Source organism: Musicola paradisiaca NCPPB 2511, from assembly GCF_000400505.1.
Classification (GTDB): domain Bacteria; phylum Pseudomonadota; class Gammaproteobacteria; order Enterobacterales; family Enterobacteriaceae; genus Musicola; species Musicola paradisiaca.
The window spans coordinates 3,039,944-3,065,751 of the sequence record NZ_CM001857.1 but is presented as its reverse complement, the minus strand read 5'-3'; the positions used below and the strand labels follow the sequence as shown (position 1 = coordinate 3,065,751).

Genomic DNA, 25,808 nt, shown 5'->3' with positions numbered 1-25,808 from the left:
TATCAGACCATGGATTGATAGTTGTGCGGGATATTTTTTGCGTGTATCTCGGCGTGCTCTACCACGTCCTCCGGAATACTCAAATCACGATCTTTAACTTCCGGCATTTTGATGGCGGACAGTAATCCGATACAGGAATAAATAATCAACATCACAGTAATCGGCCACCATGAACCCGCCATATTACAGAAAATACCTGCCAGCACGGGGCCGAAACCGACAGCGACCAAGCCGCCTGCTTCTTTGGCAATCGCCATTTGCGTAAAGCGGTTTCGTGAACCGAAAATTTCCGCCATGGTGATATTTTCCAGCGCAAACAATCCCAGCACCGCGAAATTATGAATAATAATAATGCTGACAATAATCGTACTGGCGGGCATGGACTTGTCGACGATAATTGACAACATCGGATAGGCCAAAAGAATGGCGGAAATATTTAGAATAATATAGGGGATCCTGCGACCGAATTTATCTGATAACCATCCTAATAGTGGGATAGTCATAAACCCGATAATAGAACTAAACATCAACGCATCAGTTGGGATTCGTTTTTCAAATAACAGACTTTGTACCAGATATCCGGCCAGGAATGTCTGAATTAATCCGGAATTACCGGCTTGACCAAAACGTAATCCGGTTGCCAGCCAAAATGATTTACTGCTAAACATGCTCGACAATGATTTATGTTGCACCGCCGTATTTGTGGTGGTGGATGATGCATTTTGTGCCAGAGCGTCGTTGGTTTTTCAAATACCGGGCTTTCTTTTAAATTCATACGCAGCCAGATAGCGAAAATCATCACGATAACGCTGGCCAAAAACGGAATACGCCAACCCCAATCCAGCAGCTGTTGCCGATCAAGAACAAAGAACATGACGGCCCAGATAGCGGTGGCGCTCAAGGTGCCGCAGTTGGTTCCCATCGCCACCAGCGATGAAATGATGCCCCGTTTTCCTTTGGGGGCGTATTCCGCCAGCATGGTTCCGGCACCGGAAATTTCCGCACCAGCGCCCAGGCCCTGGATTATTCGCAGTATTATCAATAACAGCGGGGCCCAAATACCTATCTGCGCATAAGTCGGTAACACGCCGATTAAGGTGGTGCATACCCCCATCATGGTAATTGTGATAAACAGCACTTTCTTTCTGCCGATGGCATCCCCCATTCTGCCGAAAACAAATGCGCCGATAATTCGTGCGATATATCCAGCGCCGTATGTTCCCATCGCCAGAATAAGCGCCATTGCAGCAGACTGTTCTGGGAAAAATACTTCATGAAAAACTAATGCGGCCCCGAGTGAATACAGTTGAAAATCCATAAATTCCAGCGCGGTGCCTAGCCATCCTGATACTGCGGCTTTGACAAGATCGGAGGCATCTCTTTCGCTTTTATCTGACGCAGACATCGTTTTTGCTTTATTCATGTTTATACTCTTCACGAATTGTAGTTATGCGTATAGCACAGATTTTGAACATCTTGTTAATTGTGTGCATGAACGCTATACCAGAGCCCTGCCAGGATCTGGAAAGTACAGTAGAATAGATTCGTCATAAGACTCATGAAAAAGGAATGATAAATTGTTCGCTATCTCCTCCTGTTATGTTCCTTTCATATTTCAAGTCGCCGGCGTATCGGCATTATTCCCCGTCCCCACTATGGCGCAGGTCAGTGGGAGCGTGTAATTCCATATTCGATATATTAACGTTTACCCCGGTGATTGACTGGGTCAATTTCCGGGGCTTTGCCGTATTACCGGCTAACGCATTTTGCGGATAAATAATCTTTATTTATCACTCATGAGTAAATTTCAGTAATACCTTGCAGCAGCTTTTCTGATCCTTCTCGAATATTTCAATGGCTGTGACGACATCAGCGTAATGAAAACGGTGTGTAATCAGTTTTGCCGGGTCGATTAATTTTTTCTCCAGCCAATCAATCACCATTGGGAATTTATTGGCATTGAGACGGGAAGAGAATATGGATAACTCCTTGCTGGTAATCCCCTGTTGGATAATCTGACAAGGCTCGCTGGAGAAACCCATGATGGCGATACGCGCTGCGGGCGACGCGATGGTAATCGCTTCCTGCAGAATGCCTGGGTGGCAGGCGGCATCGATAATCAGTGTAGGCTTGATGCCACGGGCATTCAGCGTATCCGCCAGCGACAGCGAGCGATTGTCGATCACGCTATCTGCGCCGCAGCGCTGCGCCATTGCCAGTCTTTCGGGGATACGGTCAACAACAATGACTTCGCCAACGTTGTAAACGCCTTTTAGCACCTGTACCGATGTCAGGCCCATGGGGCCCGCGCCGTAAATCAGGGCGACATCCGCTTCGGTGGGTTTGACCTGCGCGGTGACATTAGCGGATATGGTGAAGGGTTCCACCATGACCGCGAATTCGTCGGGGATGGTATCGGGTATCGGGTACGCATTGCGGGCGGGGACGGTGGCGTATTCGCTGAAGCCGCCGTCGCGATGCACGCCTAACACGGTCAATGCGGCGCAAACATTGGGACGGCCGACGGAACAGGGATAACAATGGCCGCAGCTGACCACGGGGTCAACGGATACGCGCTCGCCGATACGTGTGGGATCGACGCCTTCACCCACGGCGTCAATCACGCCGAAGAATTCATGGCCGATGACGCGCGGATATTTAGCGAATGGGTTGTGGCCGCGGTAGATGTGGCTGTCTGAACCACAGATACCCGCCAGTTGCACTTTGACCCTGACATCTCCGCTCGCCGGCTGCGGGATATCGCGTTCGGCGATAGTCAGTACGTTGGGTTGTTCAATGACAATGCTTTTCATGTATGACCTCGGTTTACCAGTTCCACAACGTACCGTCTTCGAGACGGGCGATCGGCAGATTGGCGGGTTCGAAGGGATATTTGGCCGCCAGTTTTTCATCAAATTCGATGCCGAGGCCGGGCTTATCGCCGGGGTGCATATAACCGCCGTCGAATGTCCAGCTGTGCGGGAACACTTCCAGCATCTGTTCCGAGTAGCCCATGTATTCCTGAATGCCGAAATTGGGTACCCAAAGATCGAAATGCAACGCCGCCGCCATACAGATGGGTGAAAGGTCGGATGGGCCGTGTGACCCGGTACGTACCTGATACAGCGAGGCGAAGTCGGCGATGCGCCGCATACCGGTGATGCCGCCGGCGTGGGTGATGGTGGTGCGAATGTAGTCGATCAGCTGTTCTTCAATCAGTTGTTTGCAATCCCAAATGCTGTTGAACACTTCGCCGACGGCGATCGGGGTCACGGTGTGCTGACGAATCAGGCGGAAGCATTCTTGGTTTTCCGCAGGCGTCGGGTCTTCCATCCAGAAGAGCCGATAGGGTTCCACGCTTTTGCCGAAGCGCGCCGCTTCAATCGGCGTCAGACGGTGGTGCATGTCGTGCAGCAGGTGTTCATCGAACCCGAATTTGTTGCGTACCGCTTCAAACAAATTGGGTACGAAGTCGAGGTATTTTTCCGTCGACCAAATCTGTTCTTCCGGCCAGTTGCCCTTGGTGGCGGGTTCATAGGCCAAGCCTTTACCCTTCGCCATGCCGTAGGTGGTTTTCATGCCGGGAACGCCGCACTGCACGCGGATGGCTTTAAACCCCATCTCGCGGTGTCTGGCGTAGTCGTCCAGCACGTCGTCGATGGAGTGGCCGGTGGTGTGGCAATAGACCATCACGCCGGCGCGGGAGGCGCCGCCCAGCAATTGGTACAACGGCATGTTCGCCATCTTGCCCTTGATATCCCACAGCGCCATGTCGACGGCGGAGATGGCGGACATCGTGACCGGGCCGCGACGCCAGTAGGCGCCTTTGTAGAAATATTGCCAGATATCCTCAATCTGCCGGGCATCCCGCCCGATTAACTGCGGACAAATATGATCCTTCAGATAGGACGCCACAGACAGCTCGCGGCCGTTAAGGGTGGCGTCGCCAATGCCGCTGATGCCGTCGGCGGTAGTGATTTTCAGGGTGACGAAGTTGCGTCCTGGGCAGGTGACAAAGACCTCTGCACTGACAATTTTCACGTGACTGATTCCTTTTGGATGTTCTTGATGCAACTACCATACAAGTATGACTATTGAGATACTATGCGTTGCTTCACATTTATCCTTCCAGCGCGATAAAAAGATCCTGATGCTATGATGGCGTCCGACGAGAGGCGGCGGCTGGCGGTGGGATAACTCTTTCTTATACATAAGGTTATAACAATGCGTGACGCGCTGATGCCGAACGGTTAGGCTCAGCGGACGGGAAAACGCAGGTACCGGTTGGTACGAGTTCCCCCGCATGATGGAACGCCCGCGTGGAGGTTAACGGGTCGGCATCAGGCGATACCCCGCTATTGATTAATGTGCAATTAACAGGAATAACAATGACACAACAGGTCTTTTTCCCGGCCACCGTGCTGCGCGGCGCCGGCGCCAGTCAGCAACTGGGGAAAACATGCGCCCGGCTGGGCGCGCGCGTTTTGGTGGTTGGCGGGCATCGGGCGCTGGCCGCCACGGAGTCCCTGATTCGCGAACAACTGCAGCAGGCCGGGGTGACGCTGGCCGGGCTGGAGTGGACGGGCGAACAGTGCAGCATCAGCCAGATTGAACGTCTGTGCGGCCGGGTACGGGATACCGACAGCGATGTATTGCTGGCGGTGGGCGGCGGTAAGGCGCTGGATACCGGCAAAGCGGTCGCGTATCAGGCCGGGATCCCGGTGGTGACGCTGCCGACCATCGCGGCAACCTGCGCTGCCGTGACGCCGTTGTCGGTGCGTTACCATGACGACGGCCATTTCCACGATTTGTACCTTCTGCCGGTGGCGCCCGCCGCCGTGGTGATCGACAGCGCGCTGCTGGCGCGTGCGCCGTTACGCTGGCTGGCGGCCGGGCTGGGCGACACGCTGGCGAAATGGTATGAGTTCCGCGCCATCGACACCGGGCGCAGCGACAATGGTTTTGCCTCCTCTTCCCGCGCCAACAGCGAAATCTGTTTCCAGCTGATCCAACGCTACGGCGCACAAGCCTGTCAGACGGTTGCCGCCGGCGAGAGCAACGCCGCGTTGGAGCAGGTACTGGATGCGATCTTTCTGTTCGCCGGTTTGACATCGCTGATGGCCAGCGGCGCCCACGCTGCGGCGGCTCATGCGTTGTATGAAGGTTTCACCGTGTGCGACAAGACCCGGGAGTTCGGCCACGGTCTGTTGGTGGGGTTCGGCAATCTGTGCCTGCTGGCGCTGGAACAGCGCAGCGATGCGGAACTGCTGGAAGCGATTCGACTGGCGGATGCGTGCGCGGTGCCGCTGACGTTGGCGGAGATCTGCCCCGATCTGAGCGATGATGAACTGAATGCGATTGTGAGCGCATCGGTGAAGGCGCCGGATATGGCCAATCTGCCGTTTGCCGTGACCGACGCCGATGTGCATCGCGCCATTCGCCGCGTAGAGGCGCTGGCGGCGCAACGTTAACCGGGTGGCGGTTTCCGCCTGCCCACGGGTTACTGGGCGGGCGACAGGTATAACCCGATGATAAACGACTGGCACAGCGCTACGATCTTGTTGTCGCAGGACTCGGGGTCATCCGGAATGGCGATTTTACCGTCGATCATCAGCGTGGCGACGCCGTGCACCAGCGACCAGGCGCCCAGCGCGGTTTCTTCTGTTTGCAACAGCGAATTGCGGCGTTCAGCCAGAATGATCGAAATGGCGTTGCGCATAGGTTGGTAGCTGCCTTTTTCCGCCTCCCGCCGCGCCGGTGACGGGAGGCTGTGGGAAATTTCATGGCCGAACATCAGACGAAACAGGTTGGGATGCGCCAGTGCGAACCGGACATACCCCAGCGCCAGCCGCTCGGTCAGCGGTCGCTTCTCTTCCTGGTTGACCGCCTGGTCGATATGGTTGCGCAGGCGTAGAAAACCTTCCGTCGCCAGCGCTTCCAGCAACTGTTCTTTGTTGCTGAAGTGTTTGTAAGGGGCCGCTTCGCTGACGCCTAACTGTCTGGCCAACGTTCGGAGCGAGAGTCCGCGAATTCCCTCGCTGATGAGCACCGACTCTGCTTTTTCCAGTAATTCCGCTTTTAAATTGCCGTGGTGATATTTTCCTTTCTCACTCACTTTTCACGTCTCCTGTGTTGCGTACTGCATTATTCCAATTTCTGTAGATCTATTTAGTCATTATAAAGTTTCGTTAGCTGGAGATCAGTTTTACTGTTTTTTTTCTGGACAGAATACGGATTCATCTTAAAGTTAACGGTGATAACATTGTTGTCGACGTTAACTTCATGGGGCATATGGTCGTTATTTATGTGTTGCCAGGGGCGTTATTGTTGTTGGAACTGAGCACCCGTATCTGGCTGCATATCGCCTGATGGGCAGCCACCGAGCGTGGTGCCGGTAAGATGTGCTAAACAGCGTCCGGTTATGCCGTTCAGTGGTGAATGATTAGCTTGTAAAGACGCAGGAGCGCGTCCTGAAAGAAGGCCGTCCCGGCGGTTGCCCGCAGACATGACGCCAACTGACGGCGATGATGCCGCGACAGCGATCTGGCGATGGAACACGGGGCGGTGCCCCGTCATTCATTCTCGGGATGCGTGGTGCAAAACGGTATTCAACCCGCTTATGTGACGAACCGATTACGCAGATGCTGACTGCCGGAACCGGTTCGTCTTACAGGATTTTTCACCCCAGCGCGGACTAAGCGCCTGTACCTACGGCATCCGTCGGATGCCGTTGACCTCAACCCAATACTTTTTCCACACAGCGTTTAAATACCTTAACGCCGACTTCCAGCGAATTGAGGTCGAAATGCATATCGGGGTGGTGCAGGCCCGGCTTCAGATTGGTGCCCAGCCCCCAGAAACCGGATTTCACCTCCGGTTTCAAGCGCGGATAGAAGAAGAAATCCTCGCCGCCCGCGGTGCTTTTCGGCGCCGTCAGCCCCTGCGGCCCAAGTACGTCCACAATCGCATCGCTGATGAGCGCGGTCGCCTCTTCGTGGATTTCCGCCGCCGGAATTTCCTTCGTCAGCTTGATCTCTACGGTGGCGCCGAGAGCGGCGGCGCTGTGTTCGATAGCCAGGCTGACCTTCTCCTTCAGCGTTGCCATCAGGTCATTCTGGGCGGAACGCAGATCCCAGCACACCACCGCGTTATCCGGGATGGAGTTGGTGACGCCGGCATCACACAAGAAACGTGTCGCCTTGGCGCTCCAGGTGAGGTGGGGCGGCAACGGAATGGCTTTGACCGCCATCACCGCGTTGGCCGCGGCTTCCAATGCGTTGACCCCAAGATGCGGGCGCGCACCGTGGGCCGGTTTACCGTGGAAGGTGACTTCCAGCGTGCTGCTGGCGGAGTAGTACACGGCGGGAATGGCTTCCCCCAGAACACACTCTTCTACCGGGCGCAGATGGAAGCCGAGGATGGTATCCACATCGTCCAGCGCGCCGCCTTCCACCATGGCGATGGCGCCGGTGCCCAGCTCTTCCGCCGGTTGAAACAGGATCTTCAGCCGTCCTTTTTTCACCAGGCCTTCGCGGATAATCTCCTGAGCTGCCGTCAGCACCACGGAAGAGTGGGCATCGTGGCCGCAGGTATGACGGGCGCAGAACTCGCCGTTGATCACATGGCCCAGCGCGTCCATGTCGGCGCGCAGCGCCAGCACCGGGCCGGGCACGCCGCTGTCCAGCTCGGCGATGATGCCGGTGGTGCCGTTGACGCCGCGGGTCACGCGATAACCGGCGGCGTCAATCTGGCCGGCCAGATAGTCGGAGGTTTTGAATTCCTGAAACCCTAACTCCGGAATGGTGTGCAGGTAGTTGTAATGCTCTAAAACGATAGACATGTTGCGCTCCCTGGAAATCGTATTGGTTCAGGCGAACAGACGCATGATCAGCATGGCGATCACGGCATTGAACAGGCTGGTCAGCATCAGCAACGGCCAGTATTTTTTCGGTACGTCGGCGACGCCCAGCAGGCGACCCATATACTGCAACTGTGAGCCCATCAGAAAGATGGCGGGCGCCAGAATGGTAATGGCGTGACCATCCAGAACCCCTTTGGACAGCAGGCTGACCGCCACGCCGGTACCGGCGGAAGCGGAAAGCCAGGACGTCAGCAGCACGGTGATGGCTTCGCCCGGCAGGCCGAACAGCCCCATGATCGGTGCGAACACCTTGCCCAGCAGCGTCATCACGCCCAACAGATTGAGGATTTCAGCAATCACGTAAGCCATCAGGACGTTGGGCAACAGATTGTTGATGGCGATGTTGAAGCCTTTGCGGGCGCCGACGACGAAAATGTCGAACGGGTTGTTGGAGACGTTGGTCTGGCTATTACTGCTCATGGTTAAAATCCTTCCGATATACGCTGTTCAGTATTATGCGCACCAGCGCGGCGCCGACGAATTTCAGTACCAGCATCAGTACCAGCGGGATGACCACCGGCGCAGTCATAGAAGCGAACAGCGCAGAGCCGATGGAAAAATAGTTGTTGATCAGACCCGCGCCGGAGTATTGCCAGGCGCCCATGATGACCACGTCTTTTTTGGTGATTTCACCACGATCGTGCAGCTCTTTGGTGAGCGCCGCGCCGGCATCGGTGCTTTGCAGGTCGGTAATCAGCGCCAGGCCGGTGCGGCCGGGAATACCGAGAATCGGGCGCAGCAGTGGCGTCAGCAGCCGATGCGCTGCGCGAATGGCGCCATAGTGGGTAAAGATTTCCAATATGCCGAGCGCCAGCATCACGGTCGGCACCAGCGACAAGGCAAACAGGAAGCCGGCTTTGGCGCTGACGCCGCCGACGCCGATGAAGGTGCTGGTGGCATCCTTGATGGTGCCGAAGCTGCCGCCAAGGGTGGTGAAGTCGAACGCGCCGAGCCATTTCAGGCCGTCGACTTTAAAAAATAGCCCTGAAAAAAACAGAATAGCGGCAAGCAGTGCAAGGTAGGGCCCTATCGCCCCAAACCTGCTTTTCCTGCCGGTAGTTGGCAGAGTCACTTCCTCTGACATCGAATTAACCCTCTTTATTTGAATATGGTGATGATGTTGTGATGTGCACGTCTATACCTGTCATACGTCAAGTTACAGCTGCATATTGTTTGGACAGCGCGCCGGTCTTAATCGGTACTCTGTCTCTTAATCATCCCGCCGCTAAATACCACGAGCGGAAAGTCAGTAGCAAAAGACGTGCCCGTAAATATATAACCGCAACCGAGGATAAATAAAATACGTCCAGCGACGGTAAATAAAACGGCGCCAGGTCATGACGCGCGGAAAAAATAAGTGACGGCTGGCGTAAAACAGGAAAAGGTTCCGTGTAAATGGAAGAAATTGGTAATTTGATTAAAATACGAACGTTATATTTCGTATTTCTGATTCATTGCTCTTATTGTCAAGAATTTATCCGTTAATTTATGGGGCGTTGCGGAAAATGCAAAGCAGCTTTCTATTAATATTGAAAATTGATTTTCGGTCATTAACCCTAAATCAGCCAATGTTATACGCTGTGGAATATCACTATTCTGGTGCACGCCATGCACCCTGGCGGTGAATGCCGCCCGTTGCCAGCATTGTTCATCGGGCGCCTGGCGGTGTCGATGGGTAGCCGTTCTTAATAGCAACATAGCGTTAACAGCACATCGGTTTTATTGTCACTTGATTATATTATTTAAATTAAGTTTGTTTAAAAAAGACAAGGTGCGATCAAAATAAGCAGTTACGTGCCTTAACTGAATATATATCCGTCATACTTCACGTTGCCGGTGTATTGGCTGCTCTGGCTTGCTGATGTAAACGCTAGGAAATTCATTTGTTTGTTATTCTGTTTATTTTAACAGGCAGTATCACTATTGCTGTATGCTGTGCGTATATCCGTATGTTGATATTCCCGAAAGGGTAAGCGGAGTTTCACATTGTCGCTATTTCACTTTCTGGGGTGCTAAATCTTATCCCTGCATATATGCACCGTTTCCTGGGCATGGGTGATGTTAAAACGGGTGAATCCATCATATCTGGCGGGAATGGTTTTTATTTTTCCGCAGCGTATTACGTCATAAAAAATAAATGGCTGCCGCGGTTCTGATGGTTGGTTTTATACCCGTCATACTTCACGTTGCAGGTGTGTTGGCGGCGTTTGCTCACCCGAATCACTTACCTGAGTAAGCGCATCGGGATTCGCTCTCTTGCCGCGTTACAAGGCTCTTACGAGCCTTGCCCTAAAGGGCCAACGCGTGGCGTTGTTCAACACGCGAGCGTGTTGTCCTGCAACTCGAATTATTTTGGGTATATACCCTCATGCCTTCGCTGGCAGAAAATCGGTAACGCCACGAATCGCCGGGTGTTGACTCAAGCTGACGCTCGGGACGAGGAAAGCTGGCGCACCCGCAATGTAAGCGGTTCTCCCTCTGCGTTGCACTTGCACGACGCACCATGACATACCGTTGTCTGCCTTGTTGGCGAGCAACAACCGCCATGACGTATCGCGATCGTGGATGTCGATGACGGCATACCATGATTATTTTTCGCTTCACACTCAGTCGATTAGCTCAACTCCTGCTGCTTAATGTTATGAACCAATAAAAATTGGTTCGATTATTGCCTGTCTTCATACCAGCGGCATTGATACGGGTGGTGCAATTTTTGCGACGGTTAATGTCTGTTTTGATGAAAAAAGAGCGAACCAATCATGAGTGGTGCGAAAGAGACCAGCGCCAATTCCAGTTCGGCGCTGGATACGCTGCGACATCTGATTCAGCAACATGACAGCAATCCAGAGCAACCGCTGCCGGCTGAACGCGAGCTGGCGGAGCGTTTTGGCGTCGGACGCCGTGAAATCCGCCGGGCGCTGGATGTGCTGGAGGAAGAGGGCCGCATCTGGCGCAAACAGGGAAAGGGGACTTTCGTCGGGCCGTCCGCGCCGGTACAACCGCTGGTGCTACAAGGGTTGCCGCAGCAGTCCAATCTGCTGGAGGTGATGGAGGCGCGGTTACAACTGGAGCCGGGGCTGGCGCGGTTGGCGGCGCTGCGCGCCAGCCGGGAGCAGATCGCGTTGATGGAGCGGCTGGCGGAGCGGATGCAGACCATCACCCTGACCGACGGCGATCAGCATGAACTGTGGGACAGCGCCTTTCACCGCGCTATCGCCGAGGCGGCGGGCAACCGGCTGATGCTCAGCCTGTTCGACGCTATCGACGCCGTCCGGCGCGAACCCGGCTGGCAGCACCTGCGTGTCCGGGCGCGCACGCCGGATCGGCTGAACAGTTACGATCATCACCACCATCGCCTGATTCAGCATATCGCTGCGCGTCAGCCGGTCGACGCCGCTGCCGTGATGCGTGAACACCTGCTGGCGTTACAACAGGCATTGATGGACGCCATTCACTCCAATGAGGATGAGGAACGGTCATGACTCATGCGAATCCTGAGCCGGTGCTGCATCTGCGTGATTTGCAGGTGCGGTTTAACGGCTCGCCGGTCACGGTGCTGGACGGCATCAGCCTGACATTACAAGCGGGCGAAACGCTGGCGCTGGTCGGGGAATCCGGCTGCGGCAAGAGCATTACCTCGCTGGCATTGATGGGGTTGTTGCCGCCCGGCGCGCGTATTGTCGGCGGCGAGATGCGTTTTGGCGAGCATGACTTGCGCGCGCTGTCGCCCCGCCAGTACGCGGATCTGCGCGGCAACCGGCTGGCGATGGTGTTTCAGGAGCCGATGACCTCGCTGAACCCGGCGTTCACGCTGGGCGACCAGCTTGCCGAAGCGGTGATGCGCCACCGCCCGATGCGGCGGGAGGCGGCGTTGCACGCGGCGCTGGCGATGCTGGAGAAGGTGCAGATCCCGGCGGCGGCGATGCGTCTGCGCGCCTGGCCGCACCAGCTTTCCGGCGGGATGCGCCAGCGGGTGATGATCGCCATGGCGCTGATTAACCAACCGTCGCTGCTGATCGCCGACGAGCCCACCACCGCGCTGGATGTCACCATTCAGGCGCAGATACTCACGCTGCTCAATCAGTTACAACAGGATACCGGCGCCGCGGTGCTGATGATTACCCACGATCTGGGCGTGGTGGCGGAAGTGGCGCAGCGCGTGGCGGTGATGTACGCCGGGCAGGTGGTGGAAACCGGCGACGTCGCGGCGATTTTCAACGATCCGCAGCACCCGTACACCATCGGGCTGATGGGGGCGATCCCAAGCCTGGGTCAACGCCAACAGGCGCTGGCCACCATTCCCGGGCAGGTGCCGCTGCCGGAGGCGATGCCGGCCGGGTGTCGCTTCGCCACCCGTTGCCCGTTCGTGCAACCGCAGTGCCATCATCACAAGCCGCCGTTGCAGGATCTGGGCGACCAACACCTCGTCGCCTGTTTTCGCGTACCGCTGGAGCAGCATGTCGCGCTGGAGGCGATTGCATGAACACACCCATTCTTGAGTGCCGCGATTTGAGCAAGCAGTTTCCGGGGCCGGTGCGTCTGTTGCGCCGCACGCAGCACATCACGGCGGTGGATCGCGTTTCGCTGAGCGTTCAGCCCGGCGAAACGCTGGCGATCGTCGGCGAATCCGGTTCCGGCAAATCCACGCTGGGCCGCCTGCTGCTGCGCCTGCTGACGGCGTCCGCCGGGCAGGTGTTTTATCAGGGGGAAGAGATCACCCGCGCCGGCGGCGATCGGCTGAATCAATTGCGGCGCGAGCTACAGATTATTTTTCAGGATCCGTTCGCTTCGCTTAATCCGCGCATGACGGTGGAGAGCCTGGTCGGGGAGCCGCTGTGGCTGCACACCGCGATGGCCCGAACCGAACGGCGCGACCGGGTACACGACCTGTTGCGCACCGTCGGCCTGCCGGACGCCTGGGCGCAGCGCTATCCGCACGAGTTTTCCGGCGGCCAGCGTCAGCGCATCGGCATCGCCCGCGCGCTGGCGTCGTCACCGAAATTGCTGCTGGGCGATGAACCGGTGTCGGCGCTGGATGTGTCGGTGCAGGCGCAGGTGGTGAACCTGCTGGAAGATCTCAAGGCCCGTTTTGGTTTGACCATGATCATTGTGGCGCACGGGCTGGCGGTGATCCGCCACATGAGCGACCGCGTGGCGGTGATGTATCTGGGCCAGATTATTGAACTGGCGCGCGCGGATGAACTGTTCGATGCGCCGTTGCATCCCTACACCCAGGCGCTGATCGCCTCGGCGCCCCAATTACAGCCTGGGTTGCGGCAGTCGATGCCGGTGTTGCAGGGCGATCTGCCCAATCCTGCGGTACCGCCGTCCGGGTGCCGCTTCCATACCCGTTGCCCGTATGTGCGCGACGAGTGCCGCCAGCTTGAGCCGATTCGCCAGGTGTTGCCCGGCGGACGTCAGGTAGCCTGCCATCGCTGGCAGGAAATTCATGCCGATCGCAGCGTGATCACCGTCGCGCCGCCGTCGGAGGCTTTTTTACGTCGCCGGGCCCTGTTCGAACAGGCGGCCCGTCATACATCCTGAACTTCTGGAGAAACGAAGTGATGAAAGTCCGTCATACGTTGTTGACCGCAGTCGGTGGCCTGATGTTGTTCGGGGCCAGTCTTTCCTCGCAGGCAGAGAGTACCCTTCGTATCGGGCTGGGGGCGGATCCGGACATGCTGGATCCGCATCTGGCGCGAACCTACTACGGCCGTTTCGTGTTCGCCGCGCTGTGCGACCGGCTGGTCGATGTGGACGAGCACCTGAAGGTCGTCCCCGGTCTGGCGACGGACTGGTCGTGGAGCGACGACGGCAAAACCCTGACCATGAACCTGCGGCAGGGGGTGACATTCCAGGACGGCGAGCCGTTCAACGCCGAGGCGGTGAAATTTAATATCGAACGGGCGCTGACCTTGCCGGGGTCGATACGCAAAAGCGAGATCTCCTCTATCGAGCGGGTGGACGTCACCGGGCCTTATCAGGTGGTGTTTCATCTGAAAACCCCGGATGCGGCGTTGCTCAGCCAATTGACCGATCGCGCCGGCGCGATGCTGGCGCCGCAGGCCGCCGCCAAACCGGATTTCGCCATGCATCCGGTGTGCTCCGGGCCATATGCGTTTGAAAGCCGGGTGCAGCAGGATCGCATCGTGCTGAAACGCTTTGAAAACTACTGGAACAAGGCGGCTTACCACTTCGACAAAGTGGTGTTCCTGCCGATCCCCGACGCCTCGGTGCGGCTGGCCAACCTGCGTGCCGGCGATCTGGATCTGACGGAAGGTATCGCTCCGACGGACATCAAAACCGTGGAGTCCAACCCCAACCTGCGTCTGGCGAAGGTGACGGGGCTCGGCTATCAGGGCATCACATTCAATATCGCCAACGGCAAGGTTGAGCCGAACAGCCCTTTCAGGGATGCGCGGGTGCGTCAGGCGTTCTCGCTGGCGATCGATCGCGATGCGCTGAATCAGGTGGTGTTTGAAGGCCAGTTCGACCCGGCCAATCAGGCTTTTTCGCCGGTGAGTCCTTATCACGTCAACACGCCGATCAGTGCGCGTGATGTCGATAAAGCCAAGGCGTTGCTGGCGGCGGCGGGCGTGAAAACACCGGTCAATGTGGTGCTGCTGGTGACGAATAATCCCACGGCGCAACAGGCAGGGCAGGTGATCCAGGCGATGACTGGCGAAGCCGGTTTCAACGTCACGTTGCAGATGAGCGAATTCGCGACGCTGCTGTCCCGCCAGCAGAGCGGCGAGTACCAGCTCAGCCTGTCGGGATGGTCAGGGCGCCCGGATCCGGACGGCAGTATTTTCTCGTTCATCCACAGCAAAGGCACGCTCAACGATGGGCGCTACAGTAACCCGCAGGTGGACGAGTGGCTGACGCAGGCGCGCCAGACCAATGACATCGCCGCCCGTCAGGCGCTGTACGGCAAGGTGGTGAATCAATTGCAGACCGACATGCCGATTGCCTATCTCTACTTCGAGCCGCGCATCTTCGGTATGACCAACAAGCTGAACGGCTTCACGCCGTCGCCGGATGGTCTGGTGCGGCTGGCCGGCGTCAGCCTGAAATAATCCAGGGGTGTCGATATGCTTGAGCTGATCGGTAAGCGGCTGCTGCTGGCTGTTCCCACGCTGCTATTGGTGAGCGTGATGGTGTTCGCGTTGCAGAAGCTGCTGCCGGGCGACCCGGTACTGGCGATGGCGGGGGAGGAGCGCGATCCGGCGGCGATTGCGCAACTGCGCGAGGAGTATCACCTGAATGACCCGCTGTCGTCCCAGTATCTGTACTGGGTAGGGAATGCGTTGCAGGGCAATCTGGGTGTCTCGCTGCGCACCAAAGAGCCGGTGACGGCGCTTATCGCCAGCAAACTGCCGGTGACGCTGGAGTTGTCGCTGCTGGCGATGCTGGTGGCGCTGGTGGCCGGCGTCGGCGCCGGGATTGTCGCCGCGGTACGCAAGAACAGTTGGGTGGATCACACCGCCAACCTGGTGGCGCTGTCCGGCATTTCGGTACCGCATTTCTGGCTCGGCATTCTGCTGATCCTGCTGTTCTCGGTGCATCTGCACTGGCTGCCCGCTTCCGGCTATGTGCCGTTGGCGGAGGATGTGACGCAAAACCTGCGCACGCTGTTGCTGCCTGCGCTGGTGCTGGGCACCGGGCTGGCCGCTACGCTGATGCGCCATACCCGGGCGGCGATGCTGGCGGTGTTGCAGGCGGATTATATTCGCACCGCCCGCGCCAAAGGGTTGCTGCCTGCGCGGGTGGTGTTGCGCCATGCCTTGCGTAATGCACTGGTGCCGATCGTCACGCTGACTACGCTGTTGTTCGGCGAATTGCTCGGCGGCGCGGTGCTGACCGAGCAAGTCTTTACCATCCCCGGTTTCGGCAAAATGATCGTCGATGCGGTCTTCAACCGCGACTACGCGGTGGTGCAGGGCGTGGTGCTGGTCGTGGCGATCGGTTTTCTGCTGCTCAACCTGCTGGCGGACGTGCTGTACCTGTTGATTAACCCGAAAATGCGAGGCTGACCATGAGTGATGCTGCGATCCCCGTCGCCGCGGCGCGGCGCAAACCCGTCAACCGGGTGCTGAGCAAGTTTCTGCGCAACAACAGCGCGCTGGTTGGCGCCGCCCTCGTCGTGCTGTTTGTCGGCATCGCGCTGTTGGCGCCCTGGCTGGCACCGTTCGACCCGATCAAAACCAATTTTCTGGCGGTGCGTAAGGCGCCGTCGGCGTTGCACTGGCTCGGCACCGACGAACTGGGGCGCGATATTCTGTCCCGGGTGATCTGGGGGGCGCGTACCTCGCTGCTGGCGGGCTGCATTTCGGTGCTGATCGCTATCTTCATCGGCGTGCCGCTGGGGTTGATTGCCGGTTACTGGCAGCGGATGTGGGACGGCGTGATTTCCCGCATCATCGAGGCATTGCTGGCCTGCCCGTTTCTGATCCTGGCGATCGCGCTGGGGGCGTTTCTCGGGCCGAGCCTCGGCAATGCGATGATCGCCATTGGTTTGTCGGCGATGCCGATTTTCGCCCGTTTGACGCGGGCGCAGGTGATGGCGGTGCGCAGTGAAGAGTACATCGACGGCGCCCGAGCCATCGGCCTGCCGGATCGCTGGATTGTGATCCGTTACGTGCTGCCCAACGTGCTGTCGCCGATTCTGGTGCAGGCCACGCTGGCCATCGCCGCAGCGATCATCACCGAGGCCAGCTTGTCGTTTCTCGGGCTGGGGCAGCAACCGCCCGCGCCGTCGTGGGGGGCGATGCTGAATACCGCCAAAGGCTATCTGGAACAGGCGCCCTGGATGTCCATTTTCCCGGGGATCGCCATTTTTCTGACTGTGCAGGGGTTCAACCTGTTGGGCGACGGACTGCGCGATGCGCTCGATCCGCGCAATGATTAAAGGAAACATGATGAGTGGAATGAGTGATTTTAATGTGGGCTACCCCTCCTACCGGGTGCCGATGATGGGCCGCAACGCCGTCGCCGCCTCGCAGCCGCTGGCGGCGCAGGCCGGGCTGCGGATGTTGCAGGCGGGCGGCAACGCGGTGGATGCCGCCGTCGCCTGCGCCATGGCGCTGACCGTGGTGGAGCCGACCGGTAACGGCATCGGCAGCGATGCGTTCGCCATCGTCTGGGACGGTAAGCAACTGCATGCGCTGAATGCCACCGGCCGCGCCCCGGCGGGTTGGAGCCCGGCGCGTTTCGCACACCTTTCCGCCATGCCGCAGCTCGGCTGGGAGGCGGTGACGGTACCGGGGGCGGTGTCTTCCTGGGTAGCGCTGGCGCAGCGCTTCGGCACATTGCCGTTGACCACGCTGGCGCAGCCGGCGATCGAATACGCCCGTCAGGGGTTTCCGGTGTCGCCGCTGATTGGCCGGCTGTGGCAGAAAGGGGTCGATAAGCTCAACGATCAGCCGGGATTCAGCGCCTGTTTTGCACCGCTTGGTCGCGCGCCGCGCATCGGCGATATTTTTCGTAATCCGGATCAGGCCGATACGCTGGAGAAGATCGCCGCCACCCACGGCGAGGCGTTTTACCGCGGCGAGCTGGCGGAGCGCATCGCCGCGTTCGCCCGTGAGCACGGCGCCGCGCTGACGCTGGATGACCTGCGCAATCACCGGGCCGACTGGGTGGAGACGCTGTCGGTGCCGTTCGCCGGCGGCAGCGTGCATGAACTGCCGCCCAACGGGCAGGGGATCGCCACGCTGATCGCGCTCGGTATTTTGCGGCACAGCGGTATCGAGCGTTATGCGCCGGATTCCGCACCCTGGCTGCATCTCTCCATCGAGGCGATGAAGCTGGCGCTGGCGGATTTGGAACGCTACATCGCCGATCCCGACCATCTGGCGTTTCCGGCGCAGCGGCTGCTGGACGACGACTATCTCCGGCAGCGTGCGGCGTTGATCGATCCGCAGCAGGCGGGGGATTTCGTGTTCGGCAAACCGAATCAGAGCGGCACCGTGTACCTCTCTACGGCGGATGCCAACGGGATGATGGTGTCGTTTATCCAGTCGAACTATATGGGGTTCGGTTCCGGCGTGGTGGTGCCGGGCACCGGCATCAGCCTGCAAAACCGCGGCGCCGGCTTTGTGCTGGAGGAGGGGCATCCCAATCAAGTGGCGGGCGGTAAACGGCCGTTCCACACCATTATTCCGGCGTTTGCGCTGGACGGCAGCGGGCAGCCGCTGATGTCGTTCGGCGTGATGGGCGGGCCGATGCAGGCGCAGGGGCATCTGCAAATGGCGCTGCGCATCATGCTGCACCGCCAGAATCCGCAGGCGGCTATTGATGCGCCGCGTTGGCGGGTGGAATCCGGCCGTCAGGTGGTGGTGGAAGCGACGCTGGATCGCAATACGCTGGCGGCGTTGCGCGCGTTGGGGCATGACGTCACGGTGGAAGATCCGTTGCAGTCCTACAGCTTCGGCGGCGCGCAGGCGATCCTGCGTGATGATCAGGGCATCTATATCGCCGCGACCGAGAGCCGTAAGGATGGGCAGGCGCTGGTGTTTTAACCGGCCAGCCGGTCGCTGGCGGTTTCCGATGGGAGATCTCTGGCGGCCGCTTCCGCATTGTTGCGTTTACCTGGCGAGTACCGCTATTTAAGTTGTATTTAAAATGCAACTTAAATATCATAACGGCAGCGTAACCAGCCTGTACAGCGGAGAAGAGTGACATGATATCCACAGCCCCCATCAGTTTTTCCGAAGCCGAGCGTCTGAGCCAGATTTTTGACGCGGACAATCGCGAAGAGTGGCAGAAGACTTCCCATATTCTGCGGGTATTGAACCTGCGGCCCGATAGCGTGATCGCCGATGTGGGGGCGGGAACCGGGTATTTCTCCAGCCTGTTCGCCGAGCGGCTGACGGCCGGTACGGTTTATGCGCTCGATACCGAACCCAACATGGTGAGTTATATGGAGCGGCGTTTTGCGACGCCAGCGTACACCCATATTCGCGTTGGCCTGAGCCAGCATAGCGATCCTTGCCTGCCGGCCGGGCTGGATGTGGTGTTTATGGCCAATGTTTACCGTTTCATCCGGGAGCGACAGGCGTTTCTGGCGCAGCTTTACCGCCAGATTGACGCCGCAACCCGCGTCGTGTTCGTGGATTTCAAAGGCAGTCAAAGCCGCGTTGGGCCTCAGCAGGCGCAGGCGGAAGTGGTCGCCGCCGGTTTTTGTGGTGGATGAGATGGATCTGGATGGTTGCCCGGATCACTATATTTTGCAGTTCCGTAAGGGCAGTATGGCCTGAACCGTTTGACGTTAGCGCAGCCGCACAGGCTGCCGCTTCACCTTTCCTGACGCCGGCGTGCCGCCCGGCATCAAAACGCGCTGTTGGATCCCCTCTGGGTTGGATGTACGTCAGGCTTGACGTTGTTCTCCGCTCAGGATTGCCCCATGTCTGGCCGACAGATACCACGCAAGGCGCTGTTCTCGCCTATGCGCCGGGTGTTCAACCGTGCATACCTCGCTGCGCGTTATGCGTATCTGCTCGAGATATTTAATTCAATTTTTTTGAAAACAAAAAGCAAATTGTTCAGCTGTTACTCCCCGGATATCAGGCCTATCATTCTTCTCATCGAGGCAACATGCTTCTTAAGAAACAAATTGATTAAGGAATACGACCATGAAAAGCATCAAATTTTTTGCAGCTGTTTCCATTCTGTCCCTGGTTTCTTTCGGTAGCTTCGCACAAAGCCTGAGTGCGACTTCCAGCACGCTGGACGGCGCGGAAGCCAAGATTGCCGCGCAGGCGCACCAGCAGGGCTCGTCCTATAAAATTATCAGTGCGGCCGGCAATGACAACGGTGATATCCGGATGGTGGCCGAACTGACTAAATAATCGGATGGCGGACGGGTGGCCGGCATGGCCGCCACCCGCCGGCCGGTCATTGTGGTAACGGGTTTATTGCCTCAACAATCTTTGCCGATGTTCTTTTTCCTCTCTTTTCCCTTGCCGATGCATGTCCACAGGCATGTCGCACCCTGGTTTGGTCGCCGTCTAAAGCGTATTCATTCATGGGGTATCTGGGCCGACGGTGTGCGAGGTTTCCATTGATTCGTCAAGCTATTTCCCGTATTTGCAATTAAATCCCAGCGCTTTGCCGGTCGTGTCGTATTCGCGGAATTTATAAATCAACGGGTGCCATTTCAGGCTGTCCAGTTTGTCCTGTTCATTCAACAGCGTTTCTTCGGCCCAAATGTGCTGTATTTCCAGCTCCGCCAGAATGAATGCGCCTTTATCGGTGATCTCCCGCGTTTTGCATTCTGCCTGTATTGGGCATTCGCGCACCCGCGGCGGTGCGATGGTATGCGACGGCTCCACATGCATGCCGACTATGCCGGTTTTGTCGGCGCAGTACAGAACCCCCTGTTTTGCTTTGGATTCGGGCACCGCTTGGGTACCGGTCAGGCGCCCCATCTGTTCGATTTCCTCCCACAGGCGATAATCGGGCACGTTAATCACCACGTCGGATCCTGCGAGAAGATTGGCGCTGGTTTGACTGATTTTATTGACGCCGATAATAATCCTGTCCCCCAGCGACAATGATGATGACAACGGCGCGATATTCGGCGTCTGCGACTCCGGTTCAACGGTTGAGGCCAGAAATACCGGGAATCCGTAATAGAACGATGTAATCTCAATCTGTTTTTTCATGATATCTCGTCAAAGCAAGGGAAAGAATGGCCGCTGTGTGCATCGATATGTAGAACCTGTCCCAACCGGATATTGACTTGCCATTGGGGCCCTGGCAGGGCTCAACATCCCCACGTACGGTGACTCACTGGGTTCGCCCGCTGGGATAGGTTCTCATTGCGTTTTCGATACTAGCGCCGATCGCTATTGCGCACAGTTACCCATAAGGAGGAGCGTCGTACTCTGTTGTGGGCGTTTGTCAGCGTGGCTGAGGTGGGAGAAAGCGCTTAATACGTCGATACCTTGACGTATGATGGGGATTAACCCGTGGTCGGCCGGTGTTTCTTCTTCTGTGATTGGAACGCGAGGGCGGTTAAGAATAGGTCAATATCAACAAAGGGATGAATCTGTGATGGGTAAGACAATTTTTCAGGCGTCAGGCTACCGTTATATCGATAACGAATCCGGTGCGGCGATCGAGGCCTATTTCCCCGATGAAGCGGGATTAGGGCGTTCCTGTTTGGCGGTGAAGTACGGGCTCATTCGGGATGAGGCATTTGAGATACAGACGGATATCACCCGTGCGGTTAGCTCGACGGAAGATGCATATTTGCGGCTTCATTTATTATCGCAGCGCCAGATACAACCGAATCAGGCCAATCTGGAAGGGCTATTTACCCACCTGGTGAATGTAGCCTGGACTTCTGCCGGGCCGGTGTTGCCTCATCTGGTCAGCCAACTGCGATCACGAGTGGCGGCCGATTACCACCATCTGGTGGTGTTTGCGGTCGACAAATTCCCGCGCATGCTGGATTACGTAGTGCCTCAGGGGATCCGGGTCGCGGATGGCGACCGCGTGCGGTTGGGGGCGCATCTGGCGGAAGGGACGACTGTGATGCATGAGGGATTTATCAACTTCAACGCCGGAACGCTCGGGACTTGCATGGTGGAAGGGCGCATCACGCCCGGCGTTACGGTGGGTGATGGGAGCGATGTGGGCGCCGGCTCGTCGATCATGGGGGTGATGTCCGGGGGCGGCAAGTCGGTCAATGCTATAGGGCGCGGATCGCTGCTCGGCGCCAATGCCGGCATCGGGATTTCGCTTGGCGATGCGTGTATCGTGGAGGCCGGGCTGTACGTGACGGCGGGCACCAAGGTGCGGATGAAAGACGGTAGCGTCGAGTATGCCCGTAATCTGTCTGGTCGCAATAATCTGCTGTTCCGCCGCAACAGCCAAACCGGCGCAGTGGAAGCGCTCCCCACCGATACGTCGGTATGGGGTGGCGTGAATACCACATTGCACAGCAACGACTAGCGGCTGGGACGTCCGCCCCGGTGCGCCGGGCGGACGTTAGCGGGCCGTGACCGAATCCCAGTAGTGCGCCAGCACCGCGTCGCCATCAACACCGGTGCAGATCAGCTGTGAACGGCGATCGCGCCACGGCGCCAGCGGCTGACGCTGCGTGTCCGGCATCTGAATGGTCTGCCCGCGTGCGATGCCTTCCCGCACTACGCACAACGGCCCGCTGCGGGTGGCGAACAGTTCCGGCCTGACTAGGTAGGCCACCGGCAGCAGGTCGTGCCCCACCACGCCGTCGATCCCGCGCGTTTCCTGGTAGAAGCGCAGATACATCGCGGAAATGTCCTGAATCAATTTGCCGTTTTCCCCCGCGTCCCGCGCCAGCGCCGCCAGGTAGTCCGCGCTCAGCACCACATCATAGGTCACGTCCAGCCCGACCACGACCACGGGCCAGTCGGCGGCGAACACGTCATCGGCGGCGAGGGGATCGCCGTGGATATTGGCCTCGGCCACCGGCGTCACGTTACCGTGCCGGCCCTGATAGCCGAATGCGCCGCCCATGATGACGATGGCTTTGGCCAGCCCGGCGATGTCGGGAGCCTGACGCAGCGCCAGCGCCAGATTGGTCAGGCATCCGACGGCAATGAGGGTGACGTCGCCCGGATGTGCCCGCAGTGTATCGATGATGAACTGGCTGGCGGAGCCGGGCCGTAGCCCCGCCGTCTCGCTATCCGGCAACGGAATATCACCCAGCCCGTTGTGGCCGTGAATGCGGGTCGGGTACGAGGGGGCTACGCCGTCCAGCGCGCGGGCCGCGCCGCGGATCACCGGCGCGGCAAGGCCGAAGCGTTGGCGCAGGAACAGGGCGTTGCGGGTGGTGGCATCCACGTCGGCGTTGCCGACCACCGTGGTGATGCCCAACAGTTCAAGCTGCGGCAGACGGCTTAAGTAAAACAGTGCGATGGCGTCGTCGATGCCGGGGTCAGTATCAAAGATGACTTTCATGGGCGTTTCCGGTTGCGGGTGAACGAAACCGGCGCGCAGCAGATCCGTATTGCTGGCTGCGCCGGTACGGGACTCGGTGCTGATTCTCGGCCGCTCGGCGGCGGCTGTCAAAGCTTGTCCAGGGGGCGGCCAGGTTGGGAGCCGCAGAGCGATCACCGGGGCGGCGCTCTTCTGACACCATCGAGACGGTTTTCCAGATCGCGCAAGTTGCCGGGCCATTGGCACAGAGACTGCGGCGCCAGCGCGTCAGCGGCGATAGCGGTTCTCGCCGTCGCCGTCGCCGGGGCCGGCTGTCGGGATACTGTCCATGGTTATGCCCGGCCCCGATAGTTTTTATAGTCAAGCCGGTATTTCGCCAACCGCAGCCCCAACGCCCGGCGCGTCATGTTCAGATGGGCGGCGGTGCGGGAGACGTTGCCCTGATAGGTTGAGAGCGCCTCGACGATCAGGTCGTACTCCACGCGGGACAGCCTGGCTTCCAGGCCATCCTGTTGAGTGATGTGTTCGACGATGGGCTGTAGGTTGATCGGCAAATGGTAGCTGTGAATGACGCCTTCATCCGCCAACAGCACTGCCCGCTCCATCACGTTTTCCAGTTCCCGCACGTTGCCCGGCCAGTCGTAACTCAACAGCAGGTTCAAGGCCGGTGTGGCGATGGTGGGGATATCCACCCCCTGTTCTGTGGCGAAATGGGCGTTGAAGTGGTCGGCCAGAATCAGAATGTCGTTACCGCGCTCCCGCAGCGGCGGAATGGTAATGGGGAACACGTTCAGCCGATAGAAAAGGTCTTCGCGAAACAGCCTCTTTTCCACCATGTCGCTCAGATCGCGGTGGGTGGCGGCCAAAATACGCACGTTGACCTGGATGGTCTCGTTGCTGCCGACCCGCTCGAAGCTGCGTTCCTGCAACACGCGCAGCAGTTTGGACTGGGCGGACGGCGACAGTTCGCCCACCTCGTCGAGAAAGAGGGTGCCGCCGTCCGCTTCTTCGAAACGCCCGGCGCGGCGTGAAATCGCCCCGGTGAAGGCGCCTTTCTCATGGCCGAACAGTTCGCTTTCAATCACGCTTTCCGGCAGCGAGGCGCAGTTGAACTTGATGAACGGGCCATTGGCGCAGTGGCTGTTCTGATGGAGGGCGGTGGCGACGCGCTCTTTGCCGACGCCGCTTTCCCCCAGGATCAGCACTGTGGTGCGGGCGTGGCTCACTTTGTCGATTAACTGGTAGACCGACTGCATCGCGCGCGAGTTGCCGATAATATTGGCCGGTTTGAATTTCTCCCGTTGCTGGCGCAGTGAACTGGCCTGCGCCAGCAGAATTTTCTGATGCGCTCTTTCCAGCAGATGCAGCTCGACCGCCTGCGCGATGATGGCGGCGATGACCCGCAGCACTTCGACGTCCAGATAGCGCAGCTGTTCGTTGTGGTACAACCGTTCGATACCGATGGTGCCCATGACTTTCAGGCTGCGGATGATGGGTACGCAAATAAAAGACAACTGGCCGTCGCGGTGTTGGTTCCAACTGCCGGTGCGGTTGAGGAACAGCGGATCGTCGGCGATATTCGGCACGATGATCGGCTGCCGGGTTTCGATCACCCGGCCGGTAATGCCTTCGCCGGGCGCATAAACCCCTTTATCCGCTTCTTCCCGGGAGAGCCCGTAGCTTTCGTGGATGAAGATTTGATCGCAACTGGCGTCATACAGTGTGATCATGGCGCGGATCACCTGTAGATGTTTTTGCATCAGCTCCAGCACCAGTTTGAGCGTCTTCGATAACGACCCTTCGGCGCTGACCACCTTGCTCACTTCCGACAGCAATGGCAACAATTCGGAGCGGCATTCGCCAAGACGGCAACTGAATGACAGCGGTTCCATCAGCGATGGGCGGGTCATGGCGGTGAAGCGTCTTTTATCACGTTGCATGGCTTTTCTCCCAGCATATCCAGACTGACGTATAAAAGGCTGACAGCCGCAGATCAGAACGGTAGCGGGCCGCATTCCGTCGTGACGGCGCAGGCGCTGTCGGCGGCGTCGGGCGGGTTCGCTGCCCCGACGGGCGCATCGTCTTCCCGTCTCGACCGCCCTGTCACCGTTGACGCCGACGCAACGAAGGACGGTGGGCAAAACCCGGTTTGCGGGACGAGACCTTTCCCTGAGTGTTGCAAGATCAACGCCAGCTTATTAGCGGTATGGGATATTTTAACTTATTGATAATAAACGCCTAAAAATAATGGATTTTGCGCGAGTCACCGCAAATGTTCCCAGGCGAACAGGGTTGTCGTCGTTGGTACATTAACGAACATGTTTGTCGTCCTGCCGTGTGATCACCACGTACAGGGTGTGGTCGTCGCGGGTTTCTACCTGGGCGCTCATCCCCCATTCCGGCAACAAGTTGTCGAACCATTTCGGTACATGATCGCAGATCACCTCCAGCCGTTGAAAAGGCCGCTGCTGCAAGAACGGTTGTAACAGGCGTCGGGAGGTGTGCGCGCCGTCGCCGCAGCGTAGCGCCGCGATCAGGTCGAGACGAAATACGCCTTCCTGTTCCGTCGGCAGAATGAACGCCTCCGGCAACAGCGTCACCGGCGCGCTCGGCGCCGGGATCCGCTCGGCGAGCTGGTCGAGAAACCCGGACGGTTCGCCGCGGCATCGCCACATGGTCACACCCATACCGTCCAGCCAGGCCAGCAGCGCGCCGTGGATGTCCTGCGCCACGAAATGGCGGCAGCCGGGCAGGGCGGACAGCATGGCCTGGGTACGCCGACGGATTTCCGCCAGACGCATGTGCGGCGACAGGGCGAAAGGAACCGACTGGCACGCCCGCCAGCCGTGGTCGTCGCGCGTGAACACGGCGACGACGCCGGGTTGCCAAAGCGGCGCCGTCCGGCCCTGCGCGTCGAGAAAAACCGCGATTTTCATAACGCTTCTCCTGTTCTCCTGGG

At 58.4% G+C, this 25,808-nt stretch carries 21 protein-coding genes and 1 pseudogene; 11 read left to right on the top strand and 11 right to left on the bottom strand.

Annotated elements, in window-relative coordinates; translation table 11 throughout:
* Positions 1–2 precede the first annotated feature (2 nt).
* From DPA2511_RS21830 to manD, 3 genes and pseudogenes are all read right to left on the bottom strand, one after another.
* Positions 3–1,423 (bottom strand): annotated as a pseudogene (locus DPA2511_RS21830) (MFS transporter).
* Positions 1,424–1,790: 367 nt separating this feature from the next.
* A complete protein-coding gene (locus tag DPA2511_RS13550; protein ID WP_015854319.1) occupies positions 1,791–2,813 on the bottom strand; it encodes a Zn-dependent oxidoreductase in 1,023 nt (340 codons plus the stop codon).
* A 13-nt stretch (positions 2,814–2,826) separates the two neighbouring features.
* Complete coding sequence (gene manD, locus DPA2511_RS13545; protein ID WP_015854318.1) at positions 2,827–4,041, bottom strand: D-mannonate dehydratase ManD; 1,215 nt, start codon at positions 4,039–4,041, stop codon at positions 2,827–2,829.
* Between the two features lie 347 nt (positions 4,042–4,388).
* Here manD and DPA2511_RS13540 point away from each other — a divergent pair, with 347 nt between their 5' ends.
* Positions 4,389–5,471, top strand: coding sequence for an iron-containing alcohol dehydrogenase family protein (locus DPA2511_RS13540; RefSeq protein ID WP_015854317.1), 1,083 nt, complete (start codon positions 4,389–4,391; stop codon positions 5,469–5,471).
* 29 nt (positions 5,472–5,500) lie between these two features.
* On the opposite strand, the gene DPA2511_RS21825 is transcribed toward DPA2511_RS13540, so the two are convergent.
* From DPA2511_RS21825 to DPA2511_RS13515, 4 genes are all read right to left on the bottom strand, one after another.
* Positions 5,501–6,115 (bottom strand): TetR/AcrR family transcriptional regulator, encoded by a 615-nt coding sequence (locus tag DPA2511_RS21825; RefSeq protein ID WP_015854316.1) that lies wholly within the window; start codon positions 6,113–6,115, stop codon positions 5,501–5,503.
* Between the two features lie 621 nt (positions 6,116–6,736).
* Entirely contained in the window at positions 6,737–7,840 is a 1,104-nt protein-coding gene (locus DPA2511_RS13525; RefSeq protein WP_015854315.1) for a M20 peptidase aminoacylase family protein, read from the bottom strand.
* 27 nt (positions 7,841–7,867) lie between these two features.
* The gene (locus DPA2511_RS13520) at positions 7,868–8,341 is read right to left on the bottom strand and encodes a YjiG family protein (protein WP_015854314.1); all 474 of its coding nucleotides are present in this window, start codon (positions 8,339–8,341) and stop codon (positions 7,868–7,870) included.
* A complete protein-coding gene (locus DPA2511_RS13515) occupies positions 8,331–9,005 on the bottom strand; it encodes a nucleoside recognition domain-containing protein (RefSeq protein ID WP_015854313.1) in 675 nt (224 codons plus the stop codon). The genes DPA2511_RS13520 and DPA2511_RS13515 overlap by 11 nt, the downstream gene beginning before the upstream one ends.
* A gap of 1,675 nt (positions 9,006–10,680) precedes the next feature.
* Here DPA2511_RS13515 and DPA2511_RS13505 point away from each other — a divergent pair.
* From DPA2511_RS13505 to DPA2511_RS13465, 9 genes are all read left to right on the top strand, one after another.
* Positions 10,681–11,403: a FadR/GntR family transcriptional regulator gene (locus DPA2511_RS13505; RefSeq protein ID WP_015854312.1), complete on the top strand. Its 723-nt coding sequence runs from the start codon at positions 10,681–10,683 to the stop codon at positions 11,401–11,403.
* On the top strand, positions 11,400–12,404 hold the full coding sequence (locus tag DPA2511_RS13500) for an ABC transporter ATP-binding protein (RefSeq protein ID WP_015854311.1): 1,005 nt from the start codon (positions 11,400–11,402) through the stop codon (positions 12,402–12,404). The genes DPA2511_RS13505 and DPA2511_RS13500 overlap by 4 nt, the downstream gene beginning before the upstream one ends.
* Positions 12,401–13,465 carry an ABC transporter ATP-binding protein gene (locus tag DPA2511_RS13495; protein WP_015854310.1) on the top strand — a complete coding sequence of 355 codons (1,065 nt, stop codon included), beginning with the start codon at positions 12,401–12,403 and terminating at the stop codon, positions 13,463–13,465. The genes DPA2511_RS13500 and DPA2511_RS13495 overlap by 4 nt, the downstream gene beginning before the upstream one ends.
* A 20-nt stretch (positions 13,466–13,485) precedes the next feature.
* Complete coding sequence (locus DPA2511_RS13490; protein WP_015854309.1) at positions 13,486–14,997, top strand: ABC transporter substrate-binding protein; 1,512 nt, start codon at positions 13,486–13,488, stop codon at positions 14,995–14,997.
* 15 nt (positions 14,998–15,012) lie between these two features.
* Positions 15,013–15,954 carry an ABC transporter permease gene (locus DPA2511_RS13485; protein WP_015854308.1) on the top strand — a complete coding sequence of 314 codons (942 nt, stop codon included), beginning with the start codon at positions 15,013–15,015 and terminating at the stop codon, positions 15,952–15,954.
* A 2-nt stretch (positions 15,955–15,956) separates the two neighbouring features.
* Complete coding sequence (locus DPA2511_RS13480) at positions 15,957–16,829, top strand: ABC transporter permease (RefSeq protein WP_015854307.1); 873 nt, start codon at positions 15,957–15,959, stop codon at positions 16,827–16,829.
* 10 nt (positions 16,830–16,839) lie between these two features.
* Positions 16,840–18,441: a gamma-glutamyltransferase family protein gene (locus tag DPA2511_RS13475; protein ID WP_015854306.1), complete on the top strand. Its 1,602-nt coding sequence runs from the start codon at positions 16,840–16,842 to the stop codon at positions 18,439–18,441.
* Between the two features lie 161 nt (positions 18,442–18,602).
* Positions 18,603–19,115 carry a class I SAM-dependent methyltransferase gene (locus DPA2511_RS21820; protein WP_023638388.1) on the top strand — a complete coding sequence of 171 codons (513 nt, stop codon included), beginning with the start codon at positions 18,603–18,605 and terminating at the stop codon, positions 19,113–19,115.
* Positions 19,116–19,554: 439 nt separating this feature from the next.
* The gene (locus DPA2511_RS13465; RefSeq protein WP_015854304.1) at positions 19,555–19,770 is read left to right on the top strand and encodes a YdgH/BhsA/McbA family protein; all 216 of its coding nucleotides are present in this window, start codon (positions 19,555–19,557) and stop codon (positions 19,768–19,770) included.
* Positions 19,771–19,995: 225 nt separating this feature from the next.
* Here the strand turns inward: DPA2511_RS13465 and DPA2511_RS13460 are convergent, their stop codons facing one another.
* Positions 19,996–20,586: a flavin reductase family protein gene (locus DPA2511_RS13460; protein WP_015854303.1), complete on the bottom strand. Its 591-nt coding sequence runs from the start codon at positions 20,584–20,586 to the stop codon at positions 19,996–19,998.
* Between the two features lie 391 nt (positions 20,587–20,977).
* On the opposite strand from DPA2511_RS13460, the gene DPA2511_RS13455 reads away from it, so the two are divergent.
* A complete protein-coding gene (locus DPA2511_RS13455) occupies positions 20,978–21,880 on the top strand; it encodes a DapH/DapD/GlmU-related protein (protein ID WP_015854302.1) in 903 nt (300 codons plus the stop codon).
* A gap of 36 nt (positions 21,881–21,916) precedes the next feature.
* On the opposite strand, the gene DPA2511_RS13450 is transcribed toward DPA2511_RS13455, so the two are convergent.
* The 3 genes from DPA2511_RS13450 to DPA2511_RS23725 all read right to left on the bottom strand — a co-directional run bounded on the left by DPA2511_RS13450 (position 21,917) and on the right by DPA2511_RS23725 (position 25,785).
* The gene (locus tag DPA2511_RS13450; RefSeq protein ID WP_023638386.1) at positions 21,917–22,981 is read right to left on the bottom strand and encodes a nucleoside hydrolase; all 1,065 of its coding nucleotides are present in this window, start codon (positions 22,979–22,981) and stop codon (positions 21,917–21,919) included.
* Between the two features lie 200 nt (positions 22,982–23,181).
* Complete coding sequence (locus tag DPA2511_RS13445; protein WP_015854300.1) at positions 23,182–24,789, bottom strand: sigma-54 interaction domain-containing protein; 1,608 nt, start codon at positions 24,787–24,789, stop codon at positions 23,182–23,184.
* 369 nt (positions 24,790–25,158) lie between these two features.
* Positions 25,159–25,785: a Fe-only nitrogenase accessory AnfO family protein gene (locus tag DPA2511_RS23725; RefSeq protein ID WP_015854299.1), complete on the bottom strand. Its 627-nt coding sequence runs from the start codon at positions 25,783–25,785 to the stop codon at positions 25,159–25,161.
* Positions 25,786–25,808 lie beyond the last annotated feature (23 nt).